The following is a 17,875-nucleotide window of genomic DNA, read 5'->3' as shown; positions in this document are numbered from 1 at the left end:
TCAGCCCAGCACCTGCGGGTCGACCCGAACGCGCAGGGGCGGCTCCTTCTTCGCTGCCCGCACCGACAGCATCGTCCGGACGCGCGCCACGAGGGCCGGGGCCTCGGCCAGTGGTGCGCGCAGCGTCAGCCGGGCGAGGGCGTCCTCGCCCGGGAGGTCGAAGGGGCCCAGGACGCCCACGTTCGCGTCCCCGGGTTCCCGGCCGAGGCCGAGCGCGCTCCGGCCCGCCTCGACGGCCTCCGGCGCCCCCTCGATCGTGAGCAGCTTCACCGCCGGTGGGAACCCCGCGGCCGCACGGTCGGCGAGTTCGCGCTCCGCGTAGCCGACCGGGTCGAGCCGGAGCAGGGCCTGGATCTCGCGCAGCCCGGGGTCGGCGACGGCGACCACCGTGCCGCCCCGGTCGGCCGGACGGACGAGGGCGACCACGGCCAGCCACCGTCGGAGGGCCTCCTCCCCCGCCCGCAGGTCCGGGCGGCCGAGCAGGAGTTCTGCATCCAGCAGGATCGCCGCGGCGTAGCCTCCCGTCGCGACGGGCGCGGCGCCGGGGGTGGCCAGGACGAGCGCGGGCTCGTCCTTCACCGTGGCCAGCGGCTTGTCGGCGCTGGCCTGCAGGACGGGGGTTCCGGGGAACGCCTTGCCGAACTCCTCGGCGGTGCGCGCCACCCCGACCACCGGCGTCCGGAGCCGCGTGCCGCCGCACTCGGGGCAGCGCCACGCCGTCAGCAGCGGGCCGCACCACCGGCACTGGACACCCGAGCCACCGGGATCCGAAAGCCCCTGCCCGCACGAGGGGCACGTCGCGGGCGCCCGGCAGGTCGCGCAGGCGAGGACGGGCAGGTAGCCGGCCCGGGGCACCTGGACGAGCACCGGTCCGGACGCGAGGCCCACACGGACGGCGGCGAACGCGTCGTGGGGCAGGCGCGCGACGGAGGCATGGGGGTCGCGGGCGGGATCGGTGCCGGTGGTCCGGACCGCTGCCGCCCTCCGCCTGGCCTCCGCGGGGCCTAGTGCCAAGGACGCCAGCCAGGAGCGCTCGACGAGCTGCTGGACCTCGGCGGTCCGTGCGTGGGCGGCCAGGATGAGGCCGCACCCCTCCAGGTGGGCGCGCAACGCGGCGACCTCGCGCGCGTGCCAGTAAGGGGCGTGGGGCTCCGACCACGCGTCGTTCCCGTCGTCCCACAGCGCCACCAGCCCGAGGTCGTGGACGGGCGCGAAGACGGCCGCCCTGGTGCCGAGGACGAGCCGGACGGCGCCCCGGGAAGTCGCCAGGAAGTTGCGGTAGCGGGAGGCGGGCCCCGCGTCGGCGGCGAGGACCGCGAAGCTGCCGCGTCCGAACCAGGCCGCGGCCGCAGCCTGGAGTCGCGCGAGTTGGCGGGCGTCCGGCGCGAGCAGGAGGGCGCCACGGCCCCCGTCCACCGTGGCGGCCGCGGCCTCGACGAAGCCGGCCGCCCAGTCGCCCGCCGGAGCGGTGGTCGGCAGGACGGACCACGCCGCGCGCGGGCGGCCGCCGGTCCTCAGGGCGGTCAGGAAGTGAGCGGACTCCGGGTAGCCGGCCAGCACCTCGCCCTCCGTGGCGTGGAGGACGGGCGGCGGATGGTCGGGCGCGGCGGCCTTCTCGGTGGCCGCGTGGCGCGGTGGCACGGCCGTCCGCACCACGTCGGCGAAGCTGCCCGCGTAGTGGTCGGCGACCGCGCGGACGAGCGCCGCGACCGCCGGGGTGAGGACCGGCTCGGGCGAGACGACCTTGTGCAGGGCGGTGAGGTCGGTCCGTTCCCCGTAGCCGGCGCGTTCGAGGATGAACCCGTCTCGCAGCTGGCCCGCGAAACGGACCTTCACCCGTGCGCCGGGTCGGGCGGCCGCGTCCAGCTCCTCGGGGACGGCGTAGTCGAACGGCCGGTCGAGGTTGGCCAGCGGCAGGTCCACCGCCACCTTCGCCACCGGTTCGTCCATGGCTCGCATCGTAGGCGTCCGGTCTGACGCCCGTCGTGTTGGACGAATGCGCCGTCGCCAGGGGTGGTCCGTGCACGATGGGCCAACCCGGTGCGGAACCCTCGCGGGCGCGCGCGGGTGCGGCCAGAATCGGGAGGATGAGGATCCAGAGCGTGACGGTCGGGCTGCCCTGCACCGACCTGACGCGCAGCGTCGAGTGGTACCGCTGTGCGTTCGAGCTCGACACCCCGGACCTCGAACCGTCCGACGGTGTCGTGGAGTTCAAGCTGGGACCGGTGTGGGTGCAGCTCGCCGAGAGTTCCGATGGCGCCCCGTCCGCGCTGGCGACGCTCCGGATCGAGGTCCCGGACGTGGCGTCCGAGCGCTCCCGGCTCGTTGCCCTCGGCGTCACTGTCGGCCCGCTGGCGCAGGTCGACAACGTGGGCGAGTACGTGGATTTCGCCGACCCCGACGGCAACCGCCTCGCTCTCTTCACAGAGGTGGAGCCGTAGTCGCGACGCGTCGGTCCACCGCAAGGTGGACGCTTCTTCGGCATAGTCGCGACAAACCGTCCACCTTGAGCGGCAGGGGTGTCTCGTCCACCACAGGATGGACGCTTCTGAGGCGTAGTCGCGATGAACCGTCCACCTTGAGCGGCAGGGGTACCTCGTCCACCACAAGATGGACGCCTCTGCGGCGTACTCGCGACAAACCGTCCACCTTGTCGTTGACGGGACGGCGAGACCCCGGGTCAAGCCCGGGGTGACACAGGCGGCAGCAGCATCCGCCCGGCCCTCCTCACCACCACAAGATGGACGCTTCCGCGGCGTACTCGCGACAAACCGTCCACCTTGAGCGGCAGGGGCGCCTCGTCCACCACAAGATGGACGCTTGAGCCGCGAACTCGCGACAAAGCGTCCACCTTGTCGTTGACGGGACGGCGAGACCCCGGGTCAAGCCCGGGGTGACACAGGCGGCAGCAGCATCCGCCCGGCCCTCCTCACCACCGCAAGGTGGACGCTTCTGCGGTGAACTCGCCACGAACCGTCCACCTTGAGCGGCAGGGGTGTCTCGTCCATCACAAGGTGCACGCTTCCGTGGCGTAGTCGCGACAATCCGTCCACCTTGTCGTGGACGGGACGGCGAGACCCCGGGTCAAGCCCGGGGTGACAGGGGCGGCAGCAGCATCGGCCTGGCCCCGCCTCACCACCACAAGATGGACGCCTCTGCGGCGTACTCGCGACAATCCGTCCACCTTGTTGTGGACGGGAGCGCAGGCTGGGCGACGGCTCAGGCGGTGAACTCGACGTCCACGGACTCGGCGAGGCGTCGGTAGCCGAGCGCGGCGTAGATGCCGTTGCTGGTGGGGTTGGCGAGGTCGGTGTAGAGCATGCAGCGCAAGCCGGCGTCCAGGAGCGCGGCGCTCACGGCCGCGGTGACGGCGCTGGCGTAGCCGTGGCCCCGCGCGTCCGGCGGCGTGTAGACGTAGCTGACCCGGGCCACCCCGCCCGCGGGCACTGTGCGGCACGCCATCGCCACCGGTTCCGGGTCGCACCACAGCCAGACCCTGCCGTCGGGCAGGGAGAGCGCAGACGTCGTCGACGGCACGCCGGTCTCGGCAGCGAACGCCGCCAGCCATGCATCGACCAGAGGCGCATCCACGCCCTCAGCGACCCGGGCCTCCCCGGAGACGGGCCACTGCAGCCGCGGCGGCCGAGGCAGGTCGTAGATGCCCATCTGCATCACCGCCCGCCGCCCGCGCCCGGTCCGGCCACACCAGACATCGCTGAAGGCGTCCACCGAGTCCGCCTGACCACCCGCGCCGGCCGGACGCAGACCCTCAGCGAAGACGAACCGCGCCAACGCGGACGCCGCCTCCGGGTCGGCCAGCGGCAGATGGAAGAAATGCGGCGGCGTGTGCATCGCCAGGAACGGCGGACGTCCCGGCCTCTTCACCACGAAGAACGACGCGTCCGGGACACCGCCACGGCGGCAGCCGTCGACGGTCGAGGCGAGCACCGACAGCAGCACCGGCTCACCCCGGACGACCGGCTCTGCGACCCTCCAGAACTCGGCCGCGTCCGCGTAGCGCCGGATCTCCCCCAGTTCCTCCGCCGGCGCGAGCGGCTCGGTCACCCCTTGACGGCGGCGGCCAGCGCCTCGGCGCGGTCGGTGCGTTCCCACGTCATCGCGTCGAGCTCCCGGCCGAAGTGGCCGTAGTTCGTCACCGACGAGTAGATCGGACGGATCAGGTCGAGGTCGCGGATGATCGCCGCCGGACGCAGGTCGAAGACGGCCAGCACCGCATCGGTGATCTGGTCGACCGGCACCTTCTCGGTGCCGAAGCACTCGGTGTAGAACCCCACCGGGTGCGCGCGGCCGATCGCATAGGCCACCTGCACCTCGCAGCGCTCGGCGAGCCCCGCGGCGACCACGTTCTTCGCCACCCAGCGCATCGCGTACGCAGCGGACCGGTCGACCTTGGACGGGTCCTTGCCGGAGAACGCACCGCCGCCGTGCCGGGCCATGCCGCCGTAGGTGTCGACGATGATCTTGCGCCCGGTCACGCCGGCGTCCCCCATCGGGCCGCCGATCACGAACTTGCCGGTCGGGTTCACGTAGGTCTTCAGCCCGTCGGAGGCGATCGGGTAGCGGGCCAGCACCGGCTCGATCACCCGCGCCCGCACCTCAGCGGCGATCACGTCGTGGGTGACCGCCTCCACGTGCTGGGTCGACACCACGACCGTGTCGACGCGCACCGGGGTGGACCCGGCGTACTCGATCGTCACCTGCGTCTTGCCGTCGGGCAGCAGGAAGTCCAGTTCGCCGGACCGCCGCACCTCCGCGAGCCGTTCCGCGAGCCGGTGTGCGATGTCGACCGGCAACGGCATCAGCGTCGCGGTGTCGTTGCACGCGTAGCCGAACATCAGGCCCTGGTCGCCCGCGCCCTGCGCGTCGAGGGCGTCCCAGGAGCCCTCCTCCCGCTGCTCCTCGGCGCTGTTCACCCCCTGGGCGATGTCCGGGGACTGCACGCCGAGGGACACCAGCACGCCGCAGGAGCGCCCGTCGAAACTCTTGTCCGAGGAGTCGTAGCCGATGTCGAGGATCCGCTGCCGGGCCAGCTGCGCCACGTCGGCGTACGCGTCCGTGGTGACCTCGCCCGCCACGACCACCGTGCCGGTCGTGACCAGGGTCTCGACCGCGACGCGCGAGGTCGGGTCCTGGCGCAGCAACTCGTCGAGGACGGCGTCGGAGATCGCGTCGGCGACCTTGTCGGGGTGGCCCTCGGTGACGGACTCGGAGGTGAACAGCCTGCTCACGCAGGCCTCCTTTCGCGGACGGAAACGGCAGCGTCCACTATCGCATGCGCCACCGACGTCTTCGAGCCCGCCGCGCGTCCGACCAGCCCGGAGGGGTCGAGCAGGAGGACCTCGTTCTCCTCCGCGCCGAACACCGCGCCTCCGGACACGTTGTTCAGCACCAGCAGCTGGCACCCCTTGCGGGCCAGTTTGGCGGTGCCGAGCCGCACCAGGTCGTCCTCGTCGGACGCGGTCTCGGCGGCGAAGCCGACCACCACCTGTCCGTCCGGACGCCGCGCAGCCAGGCCGGCCAGCACGTCCGTGGTCTGGGTGAACTCGACGGTGAGCCCCGCGTCGCCGGACTTCTTCAGCTTCTTGTCGCTGCGGCTCACCGGGGTGAAGTCGGCGGGAGCCGCAGCCATCACGACCAGGTCGGCGGACGGGGCGTGCTCGGCCATGGCCGCGGCAAGGTCTCCGGTCGACACCACCGGCACGACGCCCACCCCCGCGGGGGCCTCGATCGCCAGGTTGGCGGCGACCAGCGTCACCTCCGCACCCCGCTGGACGCAGGCTCGGGCGAGCGCGACGCCCATGAGCCCGGAGGAAGAGTTTCCGACGAAGCGGACGGGGTCGAGCGCCTCCCGCGTCCCGCCCGCGCTGATCACGGCGCGCCAGCCGGCGAGGTCCTGCGCTGCCATCCCGGCGACGGCCCGCGGGTCGGCCAGCGCCGCCAGAGCCGACGCCTCGATGTCCTCGGGCTCGGGCAGCCGCCCCGCCCCGGAGTCGGCGCCCGTGAGCCTGCCCTCCGCCGGACGCAGCACCGCCACGCCGCGAGAGCGCAGCGTGGCGACGTTGGCCTGCGTGGCCGGGTGGTGCCACATCTCGGTGTGCATCGCCGGGGCCATCACGACGGGGCACGTGGCGGTGAGCAGGACGTTGGTGAGCAGGTCGTCCGCCCGCCCGGACGCGGCCCGCGCGAGCAGGTCGGCCGTGGCCGGAGCGACCACGACGAGGTCTGCGTCACGGCCCAGTCGGACGTGCGGCACCTCGTGGGCGTCCGCGAACACCGAGGTGTGCACGGGGTGGCCGGACAGGGCGGCCCACGTGGTCTCGCCGACGAACGACAGCGCGTTCGCCGTCGGCACCACGTGGACGTCGTGGCCGGCCTCGGTGAACCGGCGCAGCAGCAGGCAGGCCTTGTACGCGGCGATCCCGCCGGCCACGCCGAGCACGATCCGGCTCATCGGGGGCTCAGCCCAGGTCGTCGGAGCCGAACGGGTCGAGCGAGAAGTCGGGATCGCCGGCGGCCTCGGCGCGAGCAGCGGCCTCCGCCTCGGGGTCAATCTCCGTGCACTCCAGCACGTCGGCGCTGATCTCGCGCAGGGCGATCGAGAGCGGCTTCTCCTGGATACCGATGTCCACCAGCGGGCCCACGTTCTCCAGCAGCCCCTCGCCGAGCTGGGAGTAGTAGGCGTTGATCTGGCGGGCGCGCTTGGCGGCGAAGAGCACCAGCCGGTACTTGGAATCGACCCGGGTCAGCAGGTCATCGATCGGCGGGTTGGTGATTCCCTCGGGAGTGTGAGTGCTCAAGTTCAGCTTCCTGATTGAAGAACGCGGCGCACGCGAGAACCCGGTGCATGCCGTCACAGACCCAACAACTCTACCAACTGCTCCACCGCAGCGCCCAAATCGTCGTTCACGATGATGTGGTCGAACTCCGCGGCGACCGCCAACTCGCCCTCCGCGGTCTGCAGCCGGCGGTCCATCTGCGCCGCCGTCTCCGTCCCCCTCGCCACCAGGCGCTGCTTCAGCGTGTCCCAGGTCGGGGGGGCGATGAAGACCGTGCGGACGTCCGGCATCCGTCGCTTCACCTGCCGTGCGCCCTGGACCTCGATCTCGAGGATGACCCGCCGGCCGGCGGCCACCGCGGCCCGGACGGGCGCTGCGGGCGTGCCGTAGCGGTCGGTGCCGTGCACGAGCGCCCACTCCAGCAGGCCGTCGGACGCGACGAGTTCGTCGAACTCCGCGCCGCTCACGAACAGGTAGTGCTCGCCATCCACCTCGCCGGGCCTCGGGTCCCGCGTGGTCGCGGAGACCGACACCCACACGTCGGGGTGACCTTCGCGGAGGGCCCGGACGACCGTGCCCTTGCCCACCGCGGTCGGACCAGAGATGACGGTGACGTCACCGCTCACTGAACTCGGCCTTCAGGCCGGCCACCTGATGGCGGCCGAGCCCGCGGATGCGCCGGTTCGACGCGATGTCGAGGCGCTCCATCACCACGCTCGCACGCTTCTCGCCCACCCGCGGGAGCGCCTTGAGCAGGTCCACGACCTTCACGTGGGCGAGGATGTCGTCGTCCGCCGCGATCTCGAGGGCCTGGCTGAGCGTGAGCGCACCGGTGCGCACCTTGCTCTTCAGGTCTGCGCGCCGGCGGCGGGCTTCGGTCGCCGCCGCGCGGGCGGCTTCGAGTTGCTCTGTGGTGAGCTGCGGGATCGTCACTGCAGTGCCTTTGTCTGGGGTCGTTGGCTTGCCTTGCACGCCCAACCTAGCGTCCCTGCGACGCCGTCGTCATCCGAACCGAAATGTTCACACACTAGGCGTGATGGACGGGCTTCAGCGGACGGAGGCGGAGAGGAGTTCGGACACCTTCCCGCGCAGCGCGGACGCGTCCGGGCCGGCGGAGATCACCCCGCGCCCCACGACGGCGAGCACCTGGTCGACCGCGTCCCCGAACAGTCCCGGAAGGTCCTCCATCCGACCGCCCTGGAAGCCGATGCCCGGCACGAGGATCGAGCCGTTGAAGTCGCTGAGGTCGCAGCCGAGGCTCTCGTGCGTCCCGCCGACGACCAGGCCGATCGCCTTCTGCCGGGACGCGTGGTTCACCTCGGTGGCCGCGTCGATGATCGACTGGACGACCGAGGCGTCCCTGGTCAGTGCGAGCTGCACCTGGCCGCCCTCGGGGTTGGACGTGCGAGCCAGCACGTACACGCCGCGCTCGTAGCGGTGGGCGCGCTCGAACGCGGGCGCCAGAGACCCGAAGCCGAGGTAGGGCGACAGCGTGATGGCGTCCGCTGCCAGCGGCGACCCGTCGGCGAGGTACGCGTCGGAGTAGGCCTCCATCGTGGAGCCGATGTCGCCGCGCTTGACGTCGAGGATGCTCATCGCGCCGGTGCCGGCGATGTCGGCGAGGACGCGCTCCAGCGCGGCGATGCCCGCCGAGCCGTACGCCTCGAAGAAGGCCGACTGCGGCTTGAAGGCCGCAACCTGGTCGCCCAGGGCCTCGACGAGCGTGCGGGCGCACCGCTCGGCGCCGGCCGCGGTCGCGTCCAAGCCCCAGGCCTTCAGCTGGGAGGGGTGCGGGTCGATCCCGACGCAGAGGGGGCCGCGATCCGCGACGACCTCCCGCAGGCGGCGCCAGTAGGTGGTCACGATCCCTTCCTCTCCCCGTCGAGGGCGTTCACGGCTGCCGGGAGGCCCGGCCCGCCGTAGATGAAGCCAGTGTAAAGCTGGACGAGGCTCGCGCCCGCGTCGAACAGCGCCACCGCGTCGGCGGCGGTCATCACCCCGCCGGAACCGATCACCGGCAGGCGGGTGTGCGCGCACACGTACGCGACGACCTCGCGGGCCCGCCGGGTCAGGGGCGCGCCCGAGAGTCCGCCCGCTTCCCCGGCCCTGCCCTGGTCGGACGCGGCCAGCCCGTCGCGGGCGAGCGTGGTGTTGGTGGCGACCAGCCCCGCAGCGCCGTGGTCGGCGCAGGTGGCCAGGACCTCGTCAAGCTGCGCCCAGGTCAGGTCCGGAGCCACCTTCACGAAGATCGGCACGGGACGGCCACCGGCGGCCAGCGCCTCGGCCTCCGTCCGCAGAGCACCGACGAGGTCGGCCAGGGCGCCCCCGTCCTGCAGGGCGCGCAGGCCGGGGGTGTTCGGGCTGGAGACGTTCACGGCGACGTAGTCGGCGTGCGGGGCGAGCAGGCGGAAGGACAGCAGGTAGTCCGCGACCGCGTCCTCGAGGGCGACGAGCTTGGTCTTGCCGATCGAGATCCCGATCGGGATGCCGGCGGCGGCGTTGCCCCGGTAGACGTTCCGGGCGGCCAGCGTGGCGGCGACCGCCTCCGCGCCGGGGTTGTTGAACCCCATCCGGTTGACCAGGGCCTTCGAGTCACGGAGCCGGAACATGCGCGGCTTCGGGTTCCCCGGCTGGGCGCGCCCGGTGACGGTGCCCAACTCGGCGAAGCCGAAGCCGAGCCCCTGCCAGGCGAGGACGGCCGTGGCGTCCTTGTCCAGCCCCGCCGCGAGGCCCACCCGGGAAGGGAAGTCGATGCCGGCGACGGTCGTCCGGCGTCCGCTGCTGCCCGCGACCAGCCCGGTCAGGGCCCTGGCGAGGGCCTCGGAGCCCACGCCGGCCAGCAGCCGGATCGTCCGCTCGTGGATGGCCTCCGGGTCACCGTCGTACGCGCGGAACAGCACCGGCCTCAGCAGCCGGGTGTACCCGGCGTCCAGCAGGCCGGCGGGGAGTCCCATCAGTCGAGGGCTGCGAGTTCGGAGCGGACGTCCGCGCTCCACTCCTGCAACGGCCGGACGCCGACCGCGCCCCTGCGGAGCGCCTCGATCCCCTGCACACAGGCGGACAGGCCCTGCACGGTGGTGACGCACGGGACGTCGGCGAGGATGGCGGCCGAGCGGATCTCCCAGCCGTCCCGACGCGGGTTGCCGTCCTTCGAGACGCCCTGCGGCGTGTTGAAGATCAGGTCGACCTCGCCGTCCAGGATCGCCTGCACGACCGTCTTCTCCCCGTTCGGGCCGGGCCCCTGCGACGCCTTGCGGATCGTCGTCACCTCCACGTCCTGGCGCCGCAGCACCTGCGCGGTGCCCTCGGTGGCCAGGACGGTGAAACCGAGGTCGGCCAGCCGCTTCACAGGGAAAATGGCGTGCCGCTTGTCCCGGTTGGCGACCGAGACGAACACCGTGCCGCCGGTCGGGACGCTGCCGAAGGACGCGGCCTGGCTCTTCGCGAACGCTGTGCCGAACGTCGCGTCCAGCCCCATCACCTCGCCAGTGGACTTCATCTCCGGGCCGAGCAGGGTGTCGACCCAGGAGCCGTCGGCGGTGCGGAACCGGTTGAACGGCATCACCGCCTCCTTCACCGCGATCGGGGCGGACTCCAGGATGGTGGTGCCGTCGCAGCCGACCGCCCGCAGCACGCCCTCCGCGCGCAGGTCGGCGATCGTGGCTCCGAGCGAGATCCGGGTCGCGGCCTTCGCCAGCTGGGTGTCGGTGGCCTTGGACACGAACGGGACGGTGCGGGACGCCCGCGGGTTCGCCTCCAGCACGTACAGGACATCGCCCAGCAGCGCGTACTGGATGTTCAGCAGGCCGCGGACGCCGACGCCGCGCGCGATCGCCTCGGTCGCGGTGCGGATCTGCTCGATCACCTCGTTGCCGAGCGTGATCGGGGGCAGCGAACAGGCGGAGTCGCCGGAGTGAATGCCGGCCTCCTCGATGTGCTCCATCACGCCGCCGAGGTACAGCTCGGAGCCGTCGAACAGGGCGTCCACGTCGATCTCGATCGCGTCGTCGAGGAACCGGTCGACCAGCACCGGTCGGGACGGGGTGATGTCGGTCGCCCGCTCGATGTACGAGACCAGCGACGCGTCGTCGTAGACGATCTCCATGCCGCGTCCGCCCAGCACGTAGGAGGGACGCACCAGGACCGGGTAGCCGATCTCGTGCGCGATGCCGAGCGCCTGCTCCGACGACTCCGCCATGCCGTAGGCCGGGGCGGTCAGGCCCGCGTCGGACAGCACGGTGCCGAACGCGCCCCGCTCCTCGGCCAGGTTGATCGCCTCAGGCGAGGTGCCGACGATCGGGACGCCGGCGTCCTTGAGCGCCTGCGCGAGCTTGAGCGGGGTCTGCCCGCCCAGCTGGACGATCACGCCGGCCACCGGCCCTGCCGCCGCCTCGGCGTGGTACACCTCCAGGACGTCCTCCAGGGTCAGCGGCTCGAAGTAGAGCCGGTCGGAGGTGTCGTAGTCGGTCGAGACGGTCTCGGGGTTGCAGTTGACCATCACGGCCTCATAGCCCGCCGCGCGGATCGCCATCGCCGCGTGCACGCACGAGTAGTCGAACTCGATGCCCTGGCCGATCCGGTTGGGGCCGGAGCCGAGGATCAGCACCGCCGGCTTCTCCCGCGGCGCCACCTCGGTCTCCTCGTCGTAGGACGAGTAGTGGTACGGGGTGCGGGCCGCGAACTCGGCCGCGCAGGTGTCCACCGTCTTGTAGACGGGCCGGACGCCGAGCGCCCAGCGCACGCCGCGGACCACGTCCGTGGACAGGTTGCGCAGCTTCGCCACCTGCTCGTCGGCCAGGCCGTGCCGCTTGGCCAGCCGCAGCAGGTCGGCGGTGAGTTCCGGGCTTGTCCGGACCTCCTCCGCCACCTCGAAGACCAGCTGGAGCTGGTCGACGAACCACGGGTCGATCTTCGTCGCCTCGTGCACCTGGGCGGCGGTCGCGCCGAGCCGGAAGGCGAGCATCACGTCGCCGAGGCGGCCGTCGTGGGGACGCGCCATGCTCTCCAGCAGCTCGTCGAGCGAGCCCTGGATCGGCCCGGTGAAGTCGAAGCCGGCCTTCGCGTCCTCCAGCGAGCGCAACGCCTTGCCCAGCGCCTCGGTGAAGTTGCGGCCGATCGCCATCGCCTCGCCGACGCTCTTCATGTGCGTGGTCAGGGTGGAGTCGGCGGTCGGGAACTTCTCGAACGCGAACCGGGGCGCCTTCACGACCACGTAGTCGAGCGTGGGCTCGAAGGAGGCCGGGGTCTCGGCGGTGATGTCGTTGGGGATCTCGTCGAGGGTGTAGCCGACGGCGACCTTGGCCGCGATCTTCGCGATCGGGAAGCCGGTGGCCTTGGACGCGAGGGCCGAGGACCGGGACACCCGGGGGTTCATCTCGATCACGATCATCCGGCCGTTGTCGGGGTTGATCGCGAACTGGATGTTGCAGCCGCCGGTGTCGACGCCGACCGCGCGGATCACCGCGATGCCGACGTCGCGCATGGCCTGGTACTCGCGGTCGGTGAGGGTCATCGCCGGGGCGACCGTGATCGAGTCGCCGGTGTGCACGCCCATCGGGTCGAGGTTCTCGATGGAGCAGACGATCACGACGTTGTCCGCCTTGTCGCGCATCACCTCGAGCTCGTACTCCTTCCAGCCGAGCACGGACTCCTCGATCAGCACCTCGGTGACCGGGGACGCCTGCAGGCCGCGGCCGGCGATCCGGCGCAGTTCCTCGGGGTCGTGGGCGAAGCCGGAGCCCACCCCGCCCATCGTGAAGGAGGGCCGCACGACCACCGGATAGCCCAGGTCGACGGCGGCGGCCAGCACCTCGTCCATCGTGTGGCAGATCGCCGAGCGGGCGACCTCCGGGTTCGCGCCGGGGACGTCGAGGGAGGCGACGATCTCCTTGAACTTCTCCCTGTCCTCGCCGGACTGGATCGCGTCGAAGGAGGCGCCGATCAACTCCACGCCGTACTTCGCCAGCACCCCCGACTCGTGCAGGGCGACCGCGGCGTTGAGGGCGGTCTGGCCGCCGAGGGTCGCCAGCAGGGCGTCGGGACGCTCCGCCGCGATCACCTGCTCGAGGTACTCGGGCTGGATCGGCTCGATGTAGGTCGCGTCGGCGAACTCCGGGTCGGTCATGATCGTGGCCGGGTTGGAGTTCACCAGGACGACCCGGAACCCCTCCTCGCGCAGGACGCGGCAGGCCTGGGTGCCGGAGTAGTCGAACTCGCAGGCCTGGCCGATCACGATCGGGCCGGAGCCGATCACCAGGATCGAACCGATGTCGTCGCGGCGGGGCATCAGGCGTCCCCCTTCTTTCCGGAGCGGGCGGTTCGGTGCGCGTCCATCATGGCCACGAACCGGTCGAACAGGTAGGACGCGTCGTGCGGGCCGGCCGCCGCCTCCGGGTGGTACTGGACGGAGAAGCCGCGCAGCTCGCCGTCGGACGACCGCAGCTCGAGGCCCTCGACGACGTCGTCGTTGAGGTTCACGTGCGAGACCCGCGCCTCGCCCCACTTCGTGTCGGTGCCGCCCTCGCGCGGCGCGTCGACCGCGAACCCGTGGTTGTGGGCGGTGACCTCGACCTTGTTGGTGGTGAGGTCCTTCACCGGCTGGTTGATGCCGCGGTGCCCGTACTTCAGCTTGTAGGTGCCGAAGCCGAGCGCGCGGCCGAAGATCTGGTTGCCGAAGCAGATGCCGAAGTAGGGCAGGTCGGCGTCCAGCACCTGCTGCAGCAGGGCGACCGCGTCGTCGGCGGCCGCCGGGTCGCCGGGCCCGTTGGAGAAGAACACGCCGTCCGGGGCGACCTCGCGGACCTGGTCGATGCCCACGTCCGCGGGCAGCAGGTGCACCTCGATGCCCCGCTCGGACATCCGGGTGGGCGTCATGTCCTTGATGCCGAGGTCGATCGCCGCCACGGTGAACCGCTTCTCCCCCACGGCGGGCGTCACCTCGGGTTCGCGGACGGTGACGTCGGCGACGAGGTTGGCCCCGGCCATCTCCGGGGAGGCGAGCACCTTGGCCCGCAGCCTGTCGACGTCGAGTTCCTCGGTCGAGATACCGACCCGCATGGCCCCGCGCTCGCGCAGGTGCCGGGTCAGTGCGCGGGTGTCGAGCTCTGCGATCCCCACCACGCCCTGCTCGCGCAGCGCCTGGTCGAGGGAGCGGTTCGAGCGCCAGTTCGAGCGGACGCGGGACAGGTCGCGGACGACGTAGCCGGCCACCCAGATGCGTCCGGACTCGTCGTCCTCGTCGTTCCAGCCCGTGTTGCCGATGTGCGGAGCGGTCGCCACCACGACCTGGCGGTGGTAGCTGGGGTCGGTCAGCGTCTCCTGGTAGCCGGACATCCCGGTGGAGAACACCGCCTCACCGAAGGTCTCACCGCGCGCGCCGAAGGAGACCCCCCGGAAACTGCGCCCGTCCTCCAGCACCAGCAGGGCGGGGACTTGTTCCGAGGTGTGGTAGCTGCTCGGCATCGACATCCTTCACTGTTCGGGTCGCGGTCGAACCCGGACGAGACTACCAAACCTCCACCACGTAGAATCCGCGGCGTGGCGGATGGACAGGTGGCGGGCAGCCAGGGGCGCCGGCCGGCGCTGGTCGTCCTCGCCGCCGTGATCGCCGTCGTCGCACTGGTGTGGGCACTGGGCGGATTCGCCGAACGCAGCGACTACGCGTCCGCGCAGCCCGGTCAGGAGATCGACGCGGGCAACCTCGTCTTCGTCCTCGACGACGCGACGGCGCAGCAGGACGAGACCGGCGAATGGACCGTGATCGTCCACGGCACGGTGCGCAACCCCCACGACGAGACGCTGGCACCCGTGCAGGGCGACGCGGGCAACCTCGCGGTCGTCCCGGCCCGCGGGGAGCGCAGCGCGGTGCTGAGCAGCGTCGACCTCGGCGGAACCTGGCGCAGGAGCGTCGTGCCCCCCGGCGGCCTCCCGGTGGACCTCGCCGCCGGGTTCAGCTTCCCTGCCGGGACGACCTTCAGGGACACGGTCGTCGCCGGGGTGTTCCCGTTCGAGTACACCGACAACTCCGTGCTCGGCGTCTCGGGCGGGCAGAAGACCTGGAACCCGGACTCGCAGGCGCGGGGCACGACGGTCACGCTGCCACTGACGATCCTGCCCGCCGCGCAGTAGCGGCTCAGCCGATCGTGGCCGGCAGCACCAGCCGGGCCGTCGTCTCGCCGTCGACGATGTCGATCCGGACACCGTCCACCTGGTCGACGAGGCGTTCGGGCACCTCGAACGCGACCGAGAGAATGCCCGCGGTGCCGGCCGCACAGACCGGGCTGGCCTCCGGATCGGACGGCGTGTACGACAGGTCGCTGGTGAACCAGAAGTCTCCCGCCTTCAGGTAGACCAGGCACCCGTTGCCCGGGGTGCCGGTGAGGTCCACGGTCAGGTCGGCAATGACGAAGGTCGCGCCGTCGACGGCCGGGGTCGTGTCGAAGGAGCCGGGCAGCGCGCTGATCACGAACAGCCGATCCACATGGAAGGTCGCGCCCGCAGCCGTCGCGGTGGCACCCGGTCGCGCGAGCGTGTAGTCCAGGCGCCCGTCGTTGCGCGCCAGCCACAGCGACACGGCGACGGTCACCAGAGCCGCGACCACCCCTGCGACCAGCAGTGCCCGAGAACGCGCAACGAGCCCCTGCGTCCACGGCGTCTGGGGCGCGCTCACGCGGCGGCCCTCAACGGGGTGGTCTCCACCGTGGTGACCTTCTCGGCGGCGTCGGCCCCTGCCTGCGTGAGGCCGAGCGGCACCCGCACCCACTCCTGGTAGGACGAGAAGGGCTCTCCGGGCGCGAACACCACCGCGGCCTCGGGCCCGAGGTCGGCCGGGTCCACCTCGAAGACCGCCTCCTGCGCGACCCTGAAGCCGGGTGGGGCGATGGGCGCACCGAGCCCCGCCCAGGGCGAGTAGGTGCGCTCACCCGACACCAGGGTGAGCTGGACGATCCCCCCGTCCGGCCCCGGGGAGGAGACCAGCACGGGCACGACGACGAAGACGAGGTCACTGTCGACCACGTCCGAGTCGACCTGGATGGACCGGGCCACCCGCGGTTGGCCCGCCTTCACCTGTTGCCCCTGCAGGTCGCCGGCCTGCAGGAGGGCGACCTGGTTCACCTCGTGCCCGATCCCTTCGGGCAATCGGCCCGCAGCCACCACGACGAGCGCGGTGACCACGATGACGCACGCGGCCCCGACCACCCCGGAGCGGGCGCCGCTGCGGGCACCGGCGCGTGGGACGAGCACCGGTGCGACGGCGTCGCCCGTCCCCGCGGCGAAGATCGAGAGCGCACGCGAGTAGGCGACGGCCAACAGCACCCAGAGCACTCCCATGACCAGCACGAGCCTGACCAGATCGACCAGTGGCAGCACGCGCAGCCAGAAGTCGATCGGATGGCCGCCGACCAGCCTCAGGACCAGCCGGTTGAGCTGGTCGCCGGCCGCGTCCACGAGCGTGAACGCGATCACGAAGGCGCCGAGGAACGGCCAGCCGGCGCGGACCACCAGGCGCAGCGACTGCCAGGCGGGCAGGACGGTCTCGTCCACCCCGCCGAGGAACCACTCCTGCACGGAGAGGGCGACGCGGCGGACCCCGCGCACCGTGTCGTTGTCCTCCCTCAGCCGGGCCAGTGCCCGGCCCGTGCCGGTGGTGGGGGCGTCGCGGCCCGGCTCCCCGAGGCGCCACAGGTCGGCAAGGCTGAGGACGCGGGTGCCGAAGACGAGGCCGGCCATGGCCAACCAGAGCAGGGGTCGGGTGAAGCCGTCGAACAGCACCGGCCACAGCGTCCCGGCCCAGAACGACCAGGCCTGGGTGAGGACGGCGGGCAGGTCCAGGTGGATCGCCGACGCCAGCCAGGCGCCCCCGTCGTCCAGCCACTGTCGGAAGACACGGTCCCCGGCCCACAGGACGACCTGCTCCCCGATGCGGAAGGCGACGAGCAGGACGAGCAGCGCGAGCGTCGCCTCGACCAGGATCTCCACGACGCCCACCACGAGTGGGAACCGGGTGCGTTCCCGCCAGCGATCGTTGAGCAGCTTGAAGCCGTAGCCGACCACGAGGAACCCGAGGGTCCACGCCAGGACCACAGAATTCTCGATCGGGTTCATGGCGATCATGAAGTCGGCGTAGCCCTTGCGGACACCCGCGAGCTTCACGAGGTTCGAGGCGTAGTCGCTGACGAAGCCGAAGGTCGCGTAGATCGCGAGGAACGGCAGCAACGTGATCGTCAGCAGCTGCACCGGGCCGGTGTCGCGGTCGTCGTCAGCGCTGTCGACCGCTCCCTGCCGCAGCAGCGCGGGCAGACCCAGGTCCACCGCGACGAGGCGCAGCAGGGCGAGGATCGTGGCCAGTTGCAGGACCATGCCGACCGCGAGGAGCACGATCACCAGCCACGGCCAGGTGGAGGAGACCTCGCTCGCGACCAGGACCGACAGTTCGTTGGCCGACCAGCCCAGCAGCATCAGGCCGAGGACGGGAGCGGCCAGCCGGCCCAGCGTCCGCCCGGTCTGGGCGAACAGCAGCGCGACCTCGTCCCAGAGCCGGCCCAGGGAGGCCCCCACCGCGCGCATCCGCGGCTCGTCCCTGTTACCGGGCTCCCCCGCCCGCGATCAGCGCGGACAGCAGGCCGTTGAGGAAGGCCGGGGAGTCGTCGGTGGACAGCTGCTCGGACAGGGCGACGGCCTCGGCGAGGACGACGTCGGCGGGGGTGTCGGTCGTGGCCAGCTCGAAGGCGGCCAGCCGGGCGAGGTTCCGGTCGACGCGGGGCATCCGGTCCAGCGTCCACCCGGCGGCGAGCACGCGGGAGATCCGGGCGTCCAGTTCGTCCACCCGCGCGGCGACACCCTCGACGAGTTCGACGGTGAAATCGCGCACCGGCGGGTCGTTCTCCTCGCGCGCGGCCGCCAGCACCGCGGTCGCCGGCAGTTGGCGCAGGTCGGCCTCGAACAGGATGTCCAGCGCGCGCTTGCGTGCCTTGGCGCGGGCGGGGCGGTGCCCGTCGGCCGGCTCGGCCGGGATCGTCTCGATCAGCTCGAGGACGGTGCCGTCCGGCCTGGTGATGCGGGTGGGTTCAGCCACGTCG

General features: G+C 72.1%; 16 protein-coding genes. 2 read left to right on the top strand and 14 right to left on the bottom strand.

The genetic code is table 11. The annotated features are described in order from the left end of the window. Positions 1-1,950, bottom strand: coding sequence for a primosome assembly protein PriA (locus QM779_RS04520; RefSeq protein WP_428532233.1), 1,950 nt, complete (start codon positions 1,948-1,950; stop codon positions 1-3). Between the two features lie 137 nt (positions 1,951-2,087). On the opposite strand from QM779_RS04520, the gene QM779_RS04515 reads away from it, so the two are divergent. Further along, complete coding sequence (locus QM779_RS04515; RefSeq protein ID WP_428532230.1) at positions 2,088-2,441, top strand: VOC family protein; 354 nt, start codon at positions 2,088-2,090, stop codon at positions 2,439-2,441. Positions 2,442-3,219: 778 nt separating this feature from the next. Here QM779_RS04515 and QM779_RS04510 read toward each other — a convergent pair. The 10 genes from QM779_RS04510 to carA form a co-directional block, all read right to left on the bottom strand. Beyond that, complete coding sequence (locus QM779_RS04510; RefSeq protein WP_428532227.1) at positions 3,220-4,065, bottom strand: GNAT family N-acetyltransferase; 846 nt, start codon at positions 4,063-4,065, stop codon at positions 3,220-3,222. After that, entirely contained in the window at positions 4,062-5,249 is a 1,188-nt protein-coding gene (gene metK / locus QM779_RS04505) for a methionine adenosyltransferase (RefSeq protein ID WP_428532224.1), read from the bottom strand. The genes QM779_RS04510 and metK overlap by 4 nt, the downstream gene beginning before the upstream one ends. Then, on the bottom strand, positions 5,246-6,472 hold the full coding sequence (coaBC, locus tag QM779_RS04500) for a bifunctional phosphopantothenoylcysteine decarboxylase/phosphopantothenate--cysteine ligase CoaBC (protein ID WP_428532221.1): 1,227 nt from the start codon (positions 6,470-6,472) through the stop codon (positions 5,246-5,248). The genes metK and coaBC overlap by 4 nt, the downstream gene beginning before the upstream one ends. 7 nt (positions 6,473-6,479) lie before the next feature. Beyond that, positions 6,480-6,818 (bottom strand): DNA-directed RNA polymerase subunit omega, encoded by a 339-nt coding sequence (rpoZ, locus tag QM779_RS04495; RefSeq protein WP_428532218.1) that lies wholly within the window; start codon positions 6,816-6,818, stop codon positions 6,480-6,482. A 53-nt stretch (positions 6,819-6,871) separates the two neighbouring features. Then, the gene (gene gmk / locus QM779_RS04490) at positions 6,872-7,423 is read right to left on the bottom strand and encodes a guanylate kinase (RefSeq protein WP_428532215.1); all 552 of its coding nucleotides are present in this window, start codon (positions 7,421-7,423) and stop codon (positions 6,872-6,874) included. Further along, positions 7,413-7,730 carry an integration host factor, actinobacterial type gene (gene mihF, locus QM779_RS04485; protein ID WP_428532212.1) on the bottom strand — a complete coding sequence of 106 codons (318 nt, stop codon included), beginning with the start codon at positions 7,728-7,730 and terminating at the stop codon, positions 7,413-7,415. The genes gmk and mihF overlap by 11 nt, the downstream gene beginning before the upstream one ends. A 114-nt stretch (positions 7,731-7,844) precedes the next feature. Beyond that, entirely contained in the window at positions 7,845-8,660 is an 816-nt protein-coding gene (pyrF, locus tag QM779_RS04480) for an orotidine-5'-phosphate decarboxylase (protein ID WP_428532209.1), read from the bottom strand. Next, complete coding sequence (locus tag QM779_RS04475) at positions 8,657-9,751, bottom strand: quinone-dependent dihydroorotate dehydrogenase (protein ID WP_428532206.1); 1,095 nt, start codon at positions 9,749-9,751, stop codon at positions 8,657-8,659. The genes pyrF and QM779_RS04475 overlap by 4 nt, the downstream gene beginning before the upstream one ends. Next, on the bottom strand, positions 9,751-13,083 hold the full coding sequence (carB, locus tag QM779_RS04470) for a carbamoyl-phosphate synthase large subunit (protein WP_428532203.1): 3,333 nt from the start codon (positions 13,081-13,083) through the stop codon (positions 9,751-9,753). The genes QM779_RS04475 and carB overlap by 1 nt, the downstream gene beginning before the upstream one ends. Further along, entirely contained in the window at positions 13,083-14,258 is a 1,176-nt protein-coding gene (gene carA, locus QM779_RS04465; protein WP_428532200.1) for a glutamine-hydrolyzing carbamoyl-phosphate synthase small subunit, read from the bottom strand. The genes carB and carA overlap by 1 nt, the downstream gene beginning before the upstream one ends. A 75-nt stretch (positions 14,259-14,333) precedes the next feature. Between carA and QM779_RS04460 the strand changes: the two genes are divergently transcribed. After that, positions 14,334-14,924: a hypothetical protein gene (locus QM779_RS04460; protein ID WP_428532197.1), complete on the top strand. Its 591-nt coding sequence runs from the start codon at positions 14,334-14,336 to the stop codon at positions 14,922-14,924. A 4-nt stretch (positions 14,925-14,928) separates the two neighbouring features. Here the strand turns inward: QM779_RS04460 and QM779_RS04455 are convergent, their stop codons facing one another. The 3 genes from QM779_RS04455 to nusB are packed head-to-tail and all read right to left on the bottom strand — an operon-like array spanning position 14,929 to position 17,871. Further along, positions 14,929-15,465, bottom strand: a complete 537-nt coding sequence (locus tag QM779_RS04455; RefSeq protein ID WP_428532194.1) for a hypothetical protein — start codon at positions 15,463-15,465, stop codon at positions 14,929-14,931. Next, positions 15,462-17,363: a hypothetical protein gene (locus tag QM779_RS04450; RefSeq protein ID WP_428532191.1), complete on the bottom strand. Its 1,902-nt coding sequence runs from the start codon at positions 17,361-17,363 to the stop codon at positions 15,462-15,464. Before QM779_RS04450 ends, QM779_RS04455 begins: the two co-directional genes overlap by 4 nt. Positions 17,364-17,379: 16 nt before the next feature. After that, a complete protein-coding gene (gene nusB / locus QM779_RS04445; RefSeq protein WP_428532188.1) occupies positions 17,380-17,871 on the bottom strand; it encodes a transcription antitermination factor NusB in 492 nt (163 codons plus the stop codon). Between the last annotated feature and the right edge of the window lie 4 nt (positions 17,872-17,875).

Source organism: Propionicimonas sp., assembly GCF_049840635.1.
GTDB lineage: Bacteria > Actinomycetota > Actinomycetes > Propionibacteriales > Propionibacteriaceae > Propionicimonas.
The sequence above is the reverse complement of the archived record's forward strand: the minus strand, read 5'-3'. Positions and strand labels throughout refer to the sequence as shown.